18 protein-coding genes and 1 other RNA gene are annotated in these 16452 nt (G+C 55.2%); 4 read left to right on the top strand and 15 right to left on the bottom strand.

The annotated features are described in order from the left end of the window. Positions 1-4: 4 nt before the first annotated feature. The 9 genes from mraY to rsmI form a co-directional block, all read right to left on the bottom strand. On the bottom strand, positions 5-1087 hold the full coding sequence (gene mraY, locus MK323_12740) for a phospho-N-acetylmuramoyl-pentapeptide-transferase (GenBank protein MCH2483017.1): 1083 nt from the start codon (positions 1085-1087) through the stop codon (positions 5-7). Further along, the gene (locus MK323_12735) at positions 1087-2436 is read right to left on the bottom strand and encodes a UDP-N-acetylmuramoyl-tripeptide--D-alanyl-D-alanine ligase (GenBank protein ID MCH2483016.1); all 1350 of its coding nucleotides are present in this window, start codon (positions 2434-2436) and stop codon (positions 1087-1089) included. Before MK323_12735 ends, mraY begins: the two co-directional genes overlap by 1 nt. Beyond that, a complete protein-coding gene (locus MK323_12730; protein MCH2483015.1) occupies positions 2436-3914 on the bottom strand; it encodes a UDP-N-acetylmuramoyl-L-alanyl-D-glutamate--2,6-diaminopimelate ligase in 1479 nt (492 codons plus the stop codon). The genes MK323_12735 and MK323_12730 overlap by 1 nt, the downstream gene beginning before the upstream one ends. Beyond that, complete coding sequence (locus MK323_12725; GenBank protein MCH2483014.1) at positions 3914-5641, bottom strand: penicillin-binding protein 2; 1728 nt, start codon at positions 5639-5641, stop codon at positions 3914-3916. The genes MK323_12730 and MK323_12725 overlap by 1 nt, the downstream gene beginning before the upstream one ends. Then, a complete protein-coding gene (gene ftsL, locus MK323_12720; protein ID MCH2483013.1) occupies positions 5638-5907 on the bottom strand; it encodes a cell division protein FtsL in 270 nt (89 codons plus the stop codon). Before ftsL ends, MK323_12725 begins: the two co-directional genes overlap by 4 nt. Continuing rightward, positions 5904-6848, bottom strand: a complete 945-nt coding sequence (rsmH, locus tag MK323_12715) for a 16S rRNA (cytosine(1402)-N(4))-methyltransferase RsmH (protein ID MCH2483012.1) — start codon at positions 6846-6848, stop codon at positions 5904-5906. The genes ftsL and rsmH overlap by 4 nt, the downstream gene beginning before the upstream one ends. A 15-nt stretch (positions 6849-6863) precedes the next feature. Further along, a complete protein-coding gene (mraZ, locus tag MK323_12710) occupies positions 6864-7322 on the bottom strand; it encodes a division/cell wall cluster transcriptional repressor MraZ (GenBank protein MCH2483011.1) in 459 nt (152 codons plus the stop codon). A 503-nt stretch (positions 7323-7825) separates the two neighbouring features. Continuing rightward, positions 7826-8215: RNase P RNA component class A (gene rnpB, locus MK323_12705), an RNA gene on the bottom strand. Positions 8216-8260: 45 nt separating this feature from the next. Continuing rightward, the gene (gene rsmI, locus MK323_12700) at positions 8261-9124 is read right to left on the bottom strand and encodes a 16S rRNA (cytidine(1402)-2'-O)-methyltransferase (GenBank protein MCH2483010.1); all 864 of its coding nucleotides are present in this window, start codon (positions 9122-9124) and stop codon (positions 8261-8263) included. Between the two features lie 203 nt (positions 9125-9327). On the opposite strand from rsmI, the gene MK323_12695 reads away from it, so the two are divergent. The 4 genes from MK323_12695 to MK323_12680 all read left to right on the top strand — a co-directional run bounded on the left by MK323_12695 (position 9328) and on the right by MK323_12680 (position 11539). Next, positions 9328-9705, top strand: a complete 378-nt coding sequence (locus MK323_12695) for a YraN family protein (protein MCH2483009.1) — start codon at positions 9328-9330, stop codon at positions 9703-9705. 132 nt (positions 9706-9837) lie between these two features. Beyond that, a complete protein-coding gene (locus MK323_12690; GenBank protein ID MCH2483008.1) occupies positions 9838-10434 on the top strand; it encodes an SIS domain-containing protein in 597 nt (198 codons plus the stop codon). Next, entirely contained in the window at positions 10431-11018 is a 588-nt protein-coding gene (locus MK323_12685; GenBank protein MCH2483007.1) for a BON domain-containing protein, read from the top strand. Before MK323_12690 ends, MK323_12685 begins: the two co-directional genes overlap by 4 nt. 38 nt (positions 11019-11056) lie before the next feature. Beyond that, the gene (locus MK323_12680; protein MCH2483006.1) at positions 11057-11539 is read left to right on the top strand and encodes an adenylyltransferase/cytidyltransferase family protein; all 483 of its coding nucleotides are present in this window, start codon (positions 11057-11059) and stop codon (positions 11537-11539) included. 15 nt (positions 11540-11554) lie between these two features. Here MK323_12680 and MK323_12675 read toward each other — a convergent pair whose 3' ends face one another. The 6 genes from MK323_12675 to MK323_12650 all read right to left on the bottom strand — a co-directional run bounded on the left by MK323_12675 (position 11555) and on the right by MK323_12650 (position 16354). Next, entirely contained in the window at positions 11555-12055 is a 501-nt protein-coding gene (locus MK323_12675; protein MCH2483005.1) for a macro domain-containing protein, read from the bottom strand. A 42-nt stretch (positions 12056-12097) separates the two neighbouring features. Further along, complete coding sequence (locus tag MK323_12670; GenBank protein MCH2483004.1) at positions 12098-12661, bottom strand: RNA pyrophosphohydrolase; 564 nt, start codon at positions 12659-12661, stop codon at positions 12098-12100. A 157-nt stretch (positions 12662-12818) separates the two neighbouring features. Beyond that, complete coding sequence (locus tag MK323_12665) at positions 12819-13169, bottom strand: hypothetical protein (GenBank protein ID MCH2483003.1); 351 nt, start codon at positions 13167-13169, stop codon at positions 12819-12821. Between the two features lie 45 nt (positions 13170-13214). Next, on the bottom strand, positions 13215-14144 hold the full coding sequence (locus MK323_12660) for a LysR family transcriptional regulator (protein MCH2483002.1): 930 nt from the start codon (positions 14142-14144) through the stop codon (positions 13215-13217). Between the two features lie 21 nt (positions 14145-14165). Further along, entirely contained in the window at positions 14166-15068 is a 903-nt protein-coding gene (locus MK323_12655; protein MCH2483001.1) for a LysR family transcriptional regulator, read from the bottom strand. Between the two features lie 167 nt (positions 15069-15235). Continuing rightward, positions 15236-16354, bottom strand: a complete 1119-nt coding sequence (locus tag MK323_12650; protein ID MCH2483000.1) for an anthranilate phosphoribosyltransferase — start codon at positions 16352-16354, stop codon at positions 15236-15238. Positions 16355-16452 lie beyond the last annotated feature (98 nt).

Raw genomic sequence — 16452 nt, 5'->3', positions numbered from 1 at the left:
GTGGCTACCTGATCTTCAGCGTCGCCAGTCCGATCAGGACCAGAATCAGGCTGATAATCCAGAAACGAACGATGATTTTTGGTTCTTCCCAGCCCTTCAGTTCGAAGTGGTGGTGCAGCGGTGCCATCCGAAACAGTCGACGACCGGTAATCTTGAAAGAAATCACCTGCAGGATAACTGACAAGGTTTCAATGACGAAAATACCCCCCATGATTGCCAGCACGATCTCCTGGCGGACAATAACCGCAACGGTTCCAAGGGCAGCGCCGATGGCCAGTGCACCCACATCACCCATAAACACCTGTGCCGGATAGGTGTTAAACCAGAGGAACCCAAGACCTGCGCCCATCAAAGCTGAGCAGAATACGAGCAACTCACCAGCACCCGATATATGTGGGATGCCTAGATAGCCAGAAAAAATTGCGTGACCGGTGAGGTAGGCAAAAACGCCCAGGCCACCTGCTACGAGCACGCTGGGCAGGATCGCCAAACCGTCCAGACCATCAGTTAGATTCACCGCATTACTGCTGCCAACGATCACAAACCATGCAAGCAGCACGTAGCCCAGTCCCAGATTGACTGCCACTGACTTAAACAACGGAACGATGAGTTGCGTTTCAACCGGACTTTGTGCCATCGCAAAAAGCATGCTGGCAGCACCGGCAGCTACGATACTTTGCCAGAAAAACTTCTGTCGCTTAGACAGTCCTCGCCCCTCATCTCCTCTGAGTTTGCCCCGATCATCAATCCAGCCAATTAATCCAAACCCAACACATGCAAACAACGTGATCCAGACAAAACGGTTGCTGAGGTCTGACCATAGCAGGGTCGCGATGACCGTCGCCACCAGTATCAGTGCGCCACCCATGGTCGGAGTGCCCGACTTGTGTTGATGCGACGTTGGACCATCCTCCCGAATTGTCTCTCCGATCCTCAGATCGTTCAGCTTGCGGATAAGTAACGGACCAATGACAAAGCTCATCACCAGAGCTGTTAAGATGCCGCAGATGGCTCGAAATGTGAGGTAGCGGAAAACATTCAGCCCGCTGTACTCGGTCGCCAAGATCTCGAACAGACCTTTGAGCATCAGGCGTACCCGTTTGATCCTGTCTGGATCAACGCATTCACGATATTCTCCATGTGAGATGAGAGAGAGCCCTTCACCAACACGGTGAGTTCGGGAGCGAGCAGTTCGTGAACGGCAGCAATCAGACTCTCTTGTTTTTCAAAATGGCGGGCATGCGTGCCAAATTCCTCTGCCGCACAACGCGCGAGACCACCGGTCGTCAACAGGTCATCTATCCCCGCTTCCCTGGCAGCCCGACCGGCAGCCTGGTGCAGACCCTCCGCCTGGTCCCCGAGTTCGGCCATATCTCCAAGCACCAAAATCCTTCTTCCTGGACGGGCAGCAAGCACATGGATTGCCGCTTCGAGAGATGCCGGATTCGCGTTGTAGGTGTCGTCTATCAACTGTGCGCCGGCCTGTGCCTGCTTTTGTTCAAGTCGACGCCGAACGGGCCGTACTTTTTCCATACCAGCACAGATCTGCTCAGTGCTGCAGCCAACAGACCATGCTGCGGCCACCGCCGCCAATGCGTTGCGTGCATTGTGTCGACCGAGCAGGCTCAATTGAAACTCCAGCCGGTCATCGGGAAGGCTGACTTCAAGCAGGAGTTTGTCACCGACTGTAGTGGAGTCGCCCCGGATATCAGCTTCACTCTCCAAAGCAAAAGTGACACTCCTGAAATGACGGGCACGGGCCAGCCAATAAGCCGCAAATCGATCATCGGTATTAATGACTACGGCACCACTGCGGTCGAGTCCATTTAATATTTCTGCCTTTGCCCGGGCAACGCCAGTAACATCGCGTAAACCTTCCAGATGTGCCGAAGCTGCGTTAGTAATCACGGCGACCGATGGCCTGGCAATTCGCGAGAGGTAGTCGATCTCACCTGGCTGGTTCATGCCAAGCTCCAGAACCGCATGACGATGGTCTTCGCGTAAGCCCAATAAGGTGAGGGGCATCCCGATGTTATTGTTGAAGTTGGCACGGGGCGAGAGCACCGGACCGCCTTCACTCAGTATCGACGTTATCATCTCGCGGACAGTTGTCTTCCCGTTGCTGCCGGTTACGGCCACAACGGGCAGGTTGAACTGGCACCGCCAGTACGCAGCAAGACGCCCAAGTGATAGCGTGGTGTCCCCAACTACCAGAGTGGGCAGGTCGATTTCCAGCTCTTGACTGGCCATGGCAGCCACTGCACCCGAGTTCTTGGCTTGCGCAACAAACTCATGGCCGTCGAAATTTTCACCCTTGAGTGCAACAAACAACTCGCCACCACTCAGTTCGCGACTGTCCGTCACGACTCGTTCGAAATCAACATCATTGCCGACAATTCGTCCCTCGACAGCTGATGCAGCTGTTAGCAGATTCATCACTTATTTACCTCCAGCAGTTGCCTAACGGTGTCCTGATCACTGAAAAATTTCACATCTGAGCCGACGATCTGTTTCAACTCATGCCCTTTACCTGCAATGAGCACCACATCCTTTTTATCAGCACATTTCAGTGCGATCTGTATTGCCTTTTTGCGGTCTGGTTGTACTGCGCTGGGCTCACGGGTCATGCCAGACTGGATGTCTTCGAGTATCTGCACGGGGTCCTCTCCCCTCGGGTTGTCACTGGTGAGCACAACGTGGTCGGCACAAGACTCGGCAATAGCACCCATGAGTGGCCTTTTCCCCGGATCCCGCTCCCCGCCGCAACCGAATACACACCACACCCGGCCGGCCGCATTAACTCGTGCCGCCTTGAGAGCCTGTTCCAGAGCAGATGGTGTATGAGCATAGTCAACGATAACCCGTGGCCCTTGTCGATTGTGTTCGACCAACTCCATGCGACCAGGTACCGACTGTAGACGCGGCATAATCTCAGATATACCGGTTGGCGTGAACTCCAGAGCAAGCAGTGTGCTCACGACTGCGACCGTGTTCATGACGTTGAACTCACCCAGGAGCGGGCTGTGAAAACCGATCTCGCCGACGGGAGAACTCAGAGTCAAGTCGTATCCTCCCGGCACCACGTGCATCCCCAGAGGATACACGTCGGCGTTATCGTTCATTCCATAGGTCCAAACCCTGGCCGATAGACCAGCAACAGCGAATTTAGCGCCCCACGGATCATCAGCATTGATAATCGCTGTACGCAACCCGCCGGTCCGGAACAGGAGCAGTTTTGCCGCTGCGTACGCTTCCATGTTTTGGTGATAATCGAGATGGTCTCGGCTGAGATTGGTGAATACGGCCGCATCAAACTCGACGCCCCTGACTCGACCCTGATCAAGTGCATGAGACGACACTTCGATACAGACGCTGTCGGCGCCTTTTTGCAAGAGATCCGCCAGTTTAGCCTGCAGGGTGACCGCATCCGGTGTGGTCAGACTTTGTGGCTGAAGTGCCCCGACGAGACCGGATCCAACGGTGCCGATGAACCCTGTCCGATGGCCCAGACAGGTGAGCGCTTGTGCCAACAGACCCGCACAGGTGGTTTTCCCGTTGGTACCCGTTAAGCCGATGACACAAAGTGCCCGGGATGGAAATCCATAGAATCGGCTCGCAATCTGACCGATGTGCTGGCGGAGACCGTCTATCGGGAAAGCAGGCACTGCACAGTCTTGTCGATTCCATCCACCCGATTCGTAAAGAACAGCGGCCGCACCTGCACTGACCGCCTGGTCGATGTAACCGCGCCCATCGGTCTGGTTACCGGGCAGGCCTACAAAGACCTGCCCGGGCTGCACATGACGAGAGTCCAAGGAAATACCTGAAATCTCGATGTCAGCCTCGACCGGAACATCTGTTACGCCACCAATCAGTGTTCCCAGTGCACAGGGTTTCTGTGATGCCGAAGTCATCATGCGCCCGTTCTCAAGTCGCTGCTGCGGGCTACAATTTCGAGTGTCGATTTGAGCGCGTCTGGTGCAACTCGATGTAATCGTAAAGCGTCGGCCATAATATGCCCGAAGGCCGGTGCTGCGACCTCACCCCCGAAATGTTTGCCACCTTTGGGATCGTCAATCATCACGACTAGAACAAAGCGCGGATCAGACACCGGTGCAAAACCGGCAATCAAAGACCGATAACGATCCTTTTCATAGCCGCCACCAGGCTTGATTTTGTGTACCGTACCGGTCTTACCCGCCACCCGGTAATTCGGTACCACCGCCCGGGTCGCTGTGCCCTCGGAGACAACCCGTTCGAGCATCGCGGTGATCTGGCGGGCGACATCAGCAGGAAGCACCCTTATGCCGGGTTGAGTTTTGGCATCCAGGCGTATGGTTACCGGCACCAGCATCCCCTCGGTGGCAATTACCCCATAAGCCCGGGCCAGCTGCAGCAATGTTGTTGACAGGCCATATCCAAAAGACAGCCAGGCATGATCCACCGGGAGCCAGCGTTCCCTATTCAACAACCGCCCCGACTGTTCACCTGGCAGTTCAATCCCAGTAATGTGGCCGAATCCTACGGTACTCAAAGTGTTGTACAGCGCCTCAGGCGCCATTTCCAATGCTACTTTTGCTGTACCGACATTACTTGATTTGATCAACACTTCCGCAAAACTGAGATCTCCATAATCCCGGATGTCCCGAATACGACGACCGCCCACATAATGCACACCAGGACCGGTCATAATTCTGCTGTCAGGGGTGAACACACCCTGGGCGAGGGCTAAAGACAAGGTAAATGGTTTTATCGTTGAACCCGGTTCAAATACATCCGTGACTGCACGGTTCTTAAAGTGCCCAGCTGTGATGTCCTCCCGGTCATTGGGGTTGAAATCCGGCAGGTTGACCATCGCCAGCACCTCACCGGTGTCGCAATTGAGCATGACGGCAGAACCACCAGCTGCCTGGTTCTGTAGGACGGCTTTGCGCAGATGTCTGCGCATTGCCGCCTGAATCCTAAGATCGAGACTCAGAAGCAGATTCCGACCATGGTGCACGGGTCGAACACTCTCAACATCTTCAACAACACGGTGGCGGGCATCAATCAGAACCCGTTTCTGACCCTCTACACCCGCCAGGTGATTGTCAAAAGACCGCTCTATGCCTTCCTGTCCGTGGTCATCGATGTCCGTAAATCCAACAATGTGTCCAGCCAGAGCTCCGGCCGGGTAGTAACGGCCATATTCCCTCTGGGTAGCGACACCGCGGATACCCAGCTGTTGAATCTGCTGCGCTCTGTCTGGTGGGAGATGCCGACGGAGATAGACGAATTTCTTGTTGGCCAGCAGATCTAATCTGCTGGTGATCTGCTTGAGGGGGATATTCAACGCAGCAGCGAGCCGTTCGAGGTCAGGTCCGGCTTTTCTAAGTTCTCGGGGATCTGCTGTAATCGCGTCCAGTGGTGTACTGACGGCCAGGATCTCACCCTGCCTGTCCATGATCACACCCCGCACCGGTTTAACTGGAAGCGTTCTGATCTGTCTGATTTCTCCCTCACTTCGCAGTTGACTGCTCTCAAGCACCTGGACCTGAAATGCTCTGGCAAACAATCCTATGAACCCAAGCAACATCACTGCAAAGCAGATCCAGTGTCGCCGGGGGTAGAATTTCTGCAGCTTTTGAGGCAATTGGCTCATCTTGAACTCTCAAGTCGCAAAACGACGGTGTCCTGCGGGTCTGGGGGCACCATGCCCAGTTTGTGCCGGGCCTCGAATGCAATCAGGCTGTGTAGCGACCAGGTCGCCTGCTCCAGTTGAAGTTTTCCCCATTCGTCGTTAAGACGATCACGCTGAATTTCTGCATCCCTGACCTCAAGAAACACTTGTCGATTTTCATGTCGAATCAACACTGTGCTCAATGCACTGCCAACCACCGCAACGACAAGACCGATCAGTATCTTCATGAGTCTGCGTTTGCGGTTTTTTCAGCCGCCCTGAGTACGGCACTGCGGGCGCGAGGATTGGCCTCAACCTCCTGCTTGCCAGGCCTAAGTGGCTTACTCAATATTTTCACAGCAGGCCGAATCTGATCATGGGTAACCGGCAGGTCCGGCGGATAAGGATCACCGCTGGCAGACTGGCGCAGGAACTGCTTGACTGCACGATGTTCGAGGGAATGAAAACTGATCACGACCAGACGGCCGCCGGGTTCAAGAACACTCAGTGCCTGTGGCAATACTGACTTCAGCTCACCGAGCTCCTGATTGACCTGCATCCTGATCGCTTGAAAAGTCCGGGTTGCTGGGTGCTTGCCCGGTTCTCGGGTCGGTACCGCGCGTGCTACGATGTCAGCGAGTTCTACCGTGCGCGACAGCGGCTGACTGGTCCGCGCAGCAACAACGGCTCGAGCAATTCTTCTTGAATAGCGCTCCTCGCCAAGCTCGCGCAGGCAATTTCGGAGCTGTAGTTCAGTGACTGCATTCAACCAGTCTGCGGCAGACTGACCCATATCCGGGTTCATACGCATATCCAGTGGGCCGTCACCATTGAAACTGAAACCACGTTCATGACTGTCGAGCTGTGGAGACGATACACCAAGATCGAGTACAAGCCCTGTCACCCGGTGAACAAGCCCGTGGGAGTTAACCATTTCGAACAGTTCAGAAAACGACGCCTGCACAAACGTCAGCCGGCTTTCGGTCTCAGACATTTGCTTCGCACAGCGACAGGCTTCCGGGTCTCGATCGATTGCAAGAACTCGTCCGGCCGGACCTAGATAACTCAGAATAGCTCGGGTATGACCTCCACGGCCAAATGTCGCATCGACATAGGTACCGTCGGTTTGGACGTTAAGCGCCTGCACGACCTCTCTCGTCATGACCGGCTCGTGTCCGTTGACTGACATGTGCCGGTGAGTTGTCTAGAGCGAGAGCGACTCAAGCTCAATGGGAAGCTGCCGATCCTCGGGCTGCTTCAACAGCCATTCATCGCACTTCACTTTCCAAAGGCCTTCATCCCAGATCTCAAACTTATTTCCCTGTCCGATCAATACAATGTGTTTTTCTAGACCTGCAAATTCCCTTAATGGCGCGGAGACGCGTATCCGTCCCCCGCTTGAAAGATCACAATCCGTGGCATAGCCGATCAAAAGCCGCTTCAACGCCTGTGCTAACGGATCGAAACTGGGTAACTCGACGACCTTTCTTTCGATCTGCTCCCACTCATCCTGGGGATACAACCAGAGACAGCGTTCCCCGGTGTTGTTAACCGTCAGCACGAACTGACCATCACAGCGCTCAGTAAGTACCTGACGGTATTTCGCGGGGACGGCAAACCGTCCTTTTTGATCCATGTTGAGGGAGCTTGCACCACGAAACATGTCGTCTTCTACCTTAGCCTTTACTTCAAACCCAAGCCGCTGGTCTGGTCCACTGGTCAATTAATCAATTGGCGCTTACCGTGCAATAAAGAACGCCCGACCCCAAAAGGGGCCGGGCAATCACCAAAGGAGGATGAGGATGGATGGATATGCCGCCATCCACGGCAAACTGGTCGGGGTAATCAGGGTACCGGGATTGGTCGGCCCGTAGCCCGCAAGTTCTGCTGAATAACCCACGATTCTTTGTCAATTTTTACCTTTTTCACCACAATTACCCACTAATCGACACTCTGGCATCAATATCACGACCTGTCAACCCCCCGTAATTCAAAAAAATCATGGGCTTATCGCTGATTGGGCACTGTCGACGACCGCGAATTCAGCAGTGGCCACCCGTGGGTGACCGAGTACCGACGCCAGCTGTCAGTCCGTCAGTGTTGTATAACTACGACAGATGGCCCGTTAGACGGTAAAAACAAGGCCTACAGGCCCGGTGGGCGGGGGTGGGGAGCCGGCCTGTAAGCCGGGTTCTGTCGAGGGCGACCATTCATCTCGGTCACACGTCACCATGTAACTCTAGCGACCTACCCGAATCCGATGCGGGCCACACCATTGGATTCCTATTTGGTCTTGCTCCAGGTGGGGTTTACCCTGCCGTTCGTGTTGCCACCAACGCGGTGCGCTCTTACCGCACCATTTCACCCTTACCGCTCAACAGGTATTCACCTGCCGAGCAGGCGGTATATTTTCTGTGGCACTGTCCATCGACTCGCGCCGTCCAGACGTTATCTGGCACCCTGCCCTGTGGAGCCCGGACTTTCCTCCGCCACGCACCGCTAAACACCGTGTTCCGGTGGCTGCAGTCACGCGGCCGCGATCGCCCGGCCGACTCCCTGTGACAACATATTACTGCTGACACTTTATAGCAAGTTTGGGCGTCAGCCATCTGAGACATCCTGCTTGGTCAATGCCAGGATTTGGTCGTAATAATCGTTGCGACGACCGCCGAACAACTTGACGGCTGCCTGACTCGCTGTACCGGGTTGCAGATGTTCGGCGAGTATCGGCAAAACGTCGTCAGGACTCACTAAACGTTGGGCGACCGGGTCTTGGCAGCCCTCGACGATGATCACCAGTTCCCCCCTGACCGGATCATCATCGTTTTCAAAGCGCTCCGCCATTTCACCCAGTGTCGCCAGCACAGTCTCTTCAAAACGCTTTGTCAACTCCCGCAAAACCGAGACGCGCCGCACACCGCCCAGAACCCAGACCATGTCGGCAAGTGTCGCCTTTAAACGCCTCGGTGACTCGAAAAAGACCAGGGTACGGGGCTCCTGGGCCAGGTCTTGAAGCATCCTTCGCCTTGCAGACAATCGAGATGGCAGAAACCCTTCAAAGGCGAAACGATCTGTCGGTAGACCACACACAGCCAGTGCCGCTGTCACGGCACTGGCGCCGGGAACCGTCAGGACCGGCAGTCCTCGGGCCAAGCAATCTCGGACGAGCAGGTACCCCGGATCGCTGATCAGCGGTGTTCCAGCATCACTGACCAGCGCAATATTCTCACCACGCAGCAGAGAGTCGATGATCTGACGACTTCGCGCACGTTCATTGTGCTGGTGCAACGAGAACAGTCGTTTCGACACACCGATATGTTGAAGCAGAATCCGTGTGTGCCGCGTATCTTCGGCGGCGATCAGGTCCACCGATGTCAGAATCTCAGCTGCCCGGACAGTCAGATCACCCAGATTGCCGATCGGTGTCGCCACCACATACAGCGTACCAGATCTGGAAACGCTCATACCAGCGCAAGCCGCTGACTACATTCGACTGAACTGAATAACATTCTAGGTCTACCCGGTGACTGTGACTCAGGTTTTTAAAGTGTATCCGGTATACTGATTCGATGCCGCGATCTGGACTTGCTTACAAGGCACTGGGGCTGTGACAGCGCAATCCGGACACCTCCCAGGGTGCACCCCAGACCCGGCAGGTGGATAAGTGATTGCACAATAGCCACATCAAGCGCCGACCACCTGGAAGTCATCACTGGTCTGAGGATATTGCCGCTGAATTCCTGCAACGGCAGGGCCTGGTACTGCTGTTGAGAAACTATCGCAGTCGAACGGGTGAAATCGACCTGATCATGATCGATGGCCAAACGCTCGTTTTTATAGAAGTCAAGCAACGTCGTGACAGCCAGTTTGGCCGACCCGAAGAAGCGGTCAGCAGGGCTAAACAGGCGAAACTGAGACGCACCGCAGCCAGCTATCTGCAGCGCCATGACAGGTTACAATCCAGGCCCTGTCGTTTTGATGTGGTTGCGATCACGGGCAGCCCACATGCGCCGGATTGTCGCTGGATTCAGAATGCCTTCCACTAAACCGCCCGCGACCATGACATCTCACTGAAACGCACTGGAGTGCCGTGGATTGTAGGCCGGAGCCAAGGCCTGTTACAGTTCGGTCTCAAACTTCTCCGCTGCCGGACCCACATCCCCTGAAATACCGTCTCCATGGATCCTGAACAAAAGATCAGACAACATTTCGAGACCAGCGCCGCGATCGCACTCAAGACCCAGGCCGCAATCGGTCTACAGGTGGTCGAAGCGGCGCGCCGGGTCGCCACCGTCTACGACAACGGCGGTAAGGTCCTGCTCTGCGGTAACGGGGGTTCGGCGAGCGACGCGCTGCACTTTTCCGCAGAATTGCTGTGCCGCTATGAAAAAGAACGCCAGCCGCTGGCCGCGATCGCCCTGCCGGCCGATACAGCTACACTCACCGCTGCGGGCAACGACTACGATTTCAGTCAAATTTTTGCCCGCCAGATCGGCGGTCTGGGCAGACCAAACGACGTATTGATCGTTTTCACGACCTCCGGCCAGAGCCCGAACATTCTTGAGGCCACCAAGGCTGCTGCATCTGCCGGACTCGGCGTCATCGCGCTGACCGGGCGGGACGGTGGTCCCCTGGCGGATCTGCTTGGCACGAATGATCTGGAACTGCGGGTTCCGGCCGACTCAACAGCCCGTATCCAGGAAGCCCACGGTATAATCATACACTGCATATGTGACCTTATTGACCTTCATATGACAGGAGAGACGAGGCTATGACACTGTCAGGCTGCACACCACCCCTAAAGAACGTTGGCCTGGGCCTGTTGCTGTTGGCCGGCTCATTCCTGGCCGGTGGCTGTGTTCCTGCCATAGGCTTACTGGCTGTTGATGTCGTACGAGACGAGCGGGAACCGCGCGCTTACTGGCAGGACAATAAGGCCGAAATGGACATACGGCTTTCAATCTACCGGACCAGCACGATTTCAGACACCAATGTCAGCGTCACGATCTGGAATGCCGTGGTGCTGCTGACTGGCGAAGTACCCGACCAGAGAGCCATCGACCGTATTCTGGACATTGCGAAGTCTCATCATTACACCCGCCAGATTGTGAATCGGATCGAGTTGGCTGGCCGGACCAATGCGGCCAGCCGTGTTAACGACAGCTGGCTGACTGGCCGCGTAAAAACTGCGCTGGTGGTATCGCGCACAGTGGATCCGACGCGCTTCAAAGTTGTTACCGAAAGGGCAAATGTCTATCTCATGGGCCTGGTCACCTCGGCTGAAGCAGCCGCGGCTGTGATGATCGTGCGCAGCGTTCCCGGTGTGGTGCGCGTTATCAAGGTATTTGAGTACATCTAATGCAGTAAGCTCAGGGCGTACAGGCGCCTGACCGGCCGTTGAATTCCAAGCACAAGATTTTTCAGAGCCGAGACCAGTTTCGGACACAACTGGACAAGGTCACGCGGCCGCTTGTCTTCACCAACGGCTGCTTCGATATTCTGCACCGGGGGCACGTTGATTACCTAGAGCAGGCGGCACAGTTGGGTGCTACATTGCTCGTAGCCGTGAACAGTGACGGGTCAATCCGAGCACTGGGCAAGGGTGAAGACCGGCCAATCAATTCGCTGGCCGACCGGCTGGCGGTACTGGCCGCGCTGAGTTCCGTCGACCTGGCGATCGGATTCGAGGAGGAGACGCCGCTGGAACTGATTCGCCTGTGCCGACCGGATTGGCTGGTCAAAGGCGGTGACTGGCCTGTTTCCGAGATTATCGGCGCCGATCTGGTACAGGATAATGGAGGAATGGTCCACACCATCCCTATCCGCTATCCCTGCTCAACCAGCACGCTGCTTAAAAAGATCCGCACCGAAAAACGTTGAGAACCCCACTCCGGGTCAGACGCTAGAGCCTGTCAGCAGCGCCCTGTAGTCCTGTGCATCAGATTCACTGAAGCAACACGCAACGATCCGCTCGAACTGACCCTGGTGCTGACACATCACGGAGACCGCAATTGCTGCAGCGTCTACCTTGGGATACCCGAATACACCCGTACTGATGGCCGGAAAAGCGATGGATGCCAGGCCGGCATCCAGCGCTAACGCGAAACAGTTCTCGTAGCAGCACTGCAACAGCGCCGCTTCCCCCGCGCTACCGCCTTTCCACACTGGACCAACGGTGTGAATGATCCAGGGTGGGACCAGCCCAAAGCCGGGAGTCAACCGCGCCTCCCCGGTCCTGCACCCGCCCAGTTTTGCACAGTAGGTCTTGAGCTCAGGCCCTGCTGCCTGGTGAATCGCACCATCAACACCCCCACCGCCCAGCAGTGTCTCATTGGCGGCATTAACCACGACCGATACGTCGAGCGTCGTGATATCAGCGATCATCACGTCGATCAACGATACATCCTCTTGGGGCGCATCAAGACCTATGGAAAGTCGCTAGCAGTCAGAAATATGTGACGCTCGCGTGTGCAGGTCAATCCGCATCACCATGGGTTCGAGTTCGGTCAGAGCTCGCCTATACACTCGGCGCTTGAACGACACGATCTGTTTCAGAGGCTGCCAGTAATCGACCCACCGCCATTCGTCAAACTCGGGGCGCTCGGCATGATCAAGGCAGACTTGATTGTCATCGGCCAGCATATGCAGCAGATACCACATTTGCTTCTGACCTCGAAACACCATTCCTTGAGAGCGAATGTAGGTTCGGGGTACATCATAGCGCAGCCATTCTTGTGTATGCCCAATCACGTCGACATGCTCAGGCAATAGGCCGACCTCTTCGTAGAGTTCGCGGTAGACGGCATCCAGCACTGATTCTCCCCTTTCGACCCCACCTTGGGGAAACTGCCAGCCGTCATGGCGGCTGCGTCGGGCCCAAAGCACCTGACTCCGACCATTACACAAAATGATCCCGACGTTAGGTCGATAACCATCTTTATCAATGGATTGATCGTCTGGCTGTTTCATCGAGTGTGCACCCAAAGACGACAATTGTTTCATGTTCGACGTTTCCAGACAATGTGGTCCGAACCTGCGTGAGCTGCCTTGAATGAAGGGCATCGCACCGCAGCAACTGCTCTGTCCTGCTGGCGAAAGAGGGCCTGATTCTGGGTGGAAACCGGGCATAGCGGGAGATAAACCTGACTACTTCAGATAATTATGCATCCGGGTACAAGTCATCGTAGCGGGCCTTGAACAGCGCTTCGAGTTCATCGATCACCTCGACCGCAGCGTGCCGCCCCAGAACATGGCGGGTCATGAGTGTAGTGGCTGCAGAAAAAACATTGTCACTGTCAAGCATCGGATAGGTTGTCGCCAGTCGTCGGATCGCCGCAATGACACTCTCTTCCACTGGTCTTGGCACCTGCAGGGGCTTCTCGGAAACCGGTGTGGCTGCAAAGGGATGCCGCTGCGATAGAAAATCAGCGAAATCGACGAGCGTACATCGGGCCGTCGGTGTCATTTGACGAAATGCCTTCAGAAGTGCCTGTTCAATATCAGCGCTCATAATTATCAGGTGGATGACTGATCTGGCATTGAGATTCAGACCACGTCAGTTGCTATTGTCAGCTTGTCCGCCCGTGAGACCAGCCGTATCACAATGGTCTTTTACAAATAAGAGAAATTCCTCCATCGCCCGCAGACGAAATTTCTGTCTCTGGTAAACAATCGTAAACGGCCGTTTGAGCGGAGGAGCCAAACTGGATTTCTCAAGCAGGCCCAGGCTGAGTTCCTTATCCAGCGTTGCGATCGACAAAATCGAAATTCCCAGACCTGCTGCGACTGCACTTTTGATCGACTCAGGACTGCCGAACTCCATCGCCAGGTTCACATCTGAGAACGACAGCTCGTTTTCAGTCAGATAGTCGGTGATAACCTGCCGTGTGCCAGACCCTTCCTCACGACTGATAAACGGATACTGCATGATCTCGTCAGGCCTGACAGGATCTGGTCCAGCTAGCGCGTGATTCGGCGGCATCACCAGTACCAGTTCATCCTGCCAACAGACTCGAGTGGCCAGATTCTTGTTGCCGATTGGACCTTCAACAATACCAATATCAATTTCGTTGTTTTCCACCATGTGGATAATACCGAGAGTGTTTGTGACTCTCAGACGCACCGTCACCTCCGGAAATTTCACCTGGTAGTCTCCGAGGACACCTGGTACCACATATTCACCAATAGTTGTGCTTGCGCCAATAATCAGGGGGCCCGAAACATCGCCCGTGAGTTTTCGTATCTCATTGTCCATTTCACTGTACTGCGCGATGATCCGGTCGCCATATGACTTCACCAGTTCACCTGCCGCGGTCAGTGCAATCCGGTTATGTGTTCGATCGAAAAGACGGGTATTGAAGTATTCCTCCAGCTGACGGATCTGGAATGTCACTGCCGGCTGCGTCATATGCAGCACGTCGGCAGCCTTGGTAAAACTCAACAGCCTGGCTACTGTTGTAAATACCTGCAATCTTCTGTCAGCCATAACAAAAGTACTTGTCTGGCATCAAGTGACAGCCTGCCTTGCGCCCTCATCCAGCACAAACTGGCGGAATGCCTGAGCTGTTGGCGAAAGCCGTTTACCACGCCGATTGCCAACGTACCAGCGGCGCATGATTGGCATTCCTTGGATATCCAAACGGATCAGTCGCTCGAGCGCGAGTTCAAGTTCGACGGTGTGTACAGAAACGATCGCCAGTCCCAGGCCGGCGTCGACACTCTGTTTGATAGTCTCATTCCCTGTCATTTCGATGGTTGCACTGGGAGCAAAAGATTCTTGATCGAAAAACCGTTCCATCGCGATACGGGTCCCAGACCCGGACTCGCGCACAACAAATGTTTCTTCATTTACCTCCTTCAAGGCTATTGAACGGTGCCCGGACAATGGATGATCGGGTCGCGCAATCATAATCAGGGGATTGTCCATAAAATCGTCCGCATCGAGATCCAGATCCTTAGGTGGCTTACCCATCAGGACGATATCGGGCTGATTGCCTTCAAGTTTTTCCAGCAGGGTTTCTCTGTTGGTCACATCAAGTGTGATTTGAACACTGGGGTGCAAACGGGCAAAAGTGGCGAGCAGTCGTGTGGCGAAATAGTTTACGGTAGAAGCAACGGCGATGCGCAGCCGGCCTGAATCCACGCCTTTGAGTTCGTCCATTTCTTCCTGCGCGGAGACCAGGTGGCGCATGATGGTCTGCGCGTGGCGCAACATCGTTTCACCCGCTTGAGTCATGAATACGCGCTTACCAATCTGCTCGAACAGCGGCAATCCGACCGAATTTTCCAGCTGTTTAACCTGCATTGAAACTGCCGGCTGCGTGAGGTGGAGTTCTTCAGCCGCACGGGTATAACTCAGCTGGCGGGCGACGGCTTCGAAGACCTGCAACTGGCGAATGGTAATATGCATACTGGACCTTCCGGGCTGATTACCGAGATCCAGACCTCGGCCACTGAAATAAGTATAGCTTATTTATACTTCATCTCAGTGGCAGGAAAGCTGATGTAAGGCTTTACCCGTGGACAGGCCGATTTAGCGCTGATCGTCAGGCTTTCAGCTAGGCTTTTTGTCTGTTTTCAGTGACAACCTGCGTCAAAGCGCGCCGTTGGCAGGCCACTGTCCAGCACAGACCGAACAGTGGCAGAAGCACCCTTCAAACTTATTTCGACACCCCGGTGTAGCAGACACACTGCCGCACCGTAGATCAGGCTGTCGCGCATCGGGCCCGGTGCGCCGGCCAGTGCTAGACGTCCGGCCTGAGCTGCGGCCAGTACTCTCCGGCGCATTTCGTCTTCGTCCGGCAGTTCGCTCTGTGCGGACGCCGGCGACACTGCATCAGGCAGTGGTACTGCACGAACCTTAGATGTAATGCCAGCCAGCGCAGGATCAAGCCGAAGTTCTTCATTGTCACGATCAGCAGTAAAACGCAGCAGTTTCGACGGCTGATTCAGAGAAGCAATAACGCCGCCCTCCACACCGCGAACAATCGCAGCAGATGCAAATCCTGCCCTGCGGGCCAGCATCGCATAAATTGGCAGATAAGGTTTGTGGACATACCCCGTAACCAGGTGCGTTGACTGCTGACCCAGGACCGGGGCCAGCAGTACCTCCAACGTCGTCAGCAGCGCCCGTTTCACAATTCGTGACCGAAGATCAACCAGCTGGTGCAGACCCGGACAGGCGTGCCTTTGGTCCACGTATGCCCAACCACAGGTCGGATCATCAAGCCGCACTGCTGCCTCAGCCGGAACCAGCCCCACTGCCGCACCCGCGGCCTCGAGGACCTGGCAGTGAGAAATACCGTACTTCGGCCCGACCTGCCGAGCGCCCGAACTGACCGTGGCGATACCACAGGCGGCAAGAACTGCGGGTAGAAAAGGGGCTGCTGGTAACCCACGAACAAATCCGTCGAAAGGGTCTGCAATATGCAAAATGTCAGTAACAACAGCGCAGCGCACCTGTACTGTGCTGTCGAGAAGTGCCCGAAGTGCGCCGCAGTTCTCAGCATCGGTTTCGCGCTTCATGCGCAGTGCAATCAAAAAAATCGCGCTCTGCACTTCATCGGCTGACCCAGCAAGAATATGGGTCATCGCGCGATAAGCCTCTTCTTCGGAGAGGTCTTTACTGAGTTCAGGTCCGGTCGCAATGCGCTGCAGATACGAACGCATTTCAAGATCGACCGCTGTATTTGTCATCACCGTAGTCCTATCGTAGACCCCAGTTACAGTCTACGTTGCAACGCTTGCTCTCTCTATACCCAATTCGGTAGTGTAGACACCCTCAACGAAGTCTC

The organism is Gammaproteobacteria bacterium (genome assembly GCA_022450155.1).
Lineage (GTDB): Bacteria > Pseudomonadota > Gammaproteobacteria > Arenicellales > UBA868 > REDSEA-S09-B13.
Note: the sequence above shows the minus strand (reverse complement) of the source record. Positions and strands in the feature narration are given on the sequence as shown.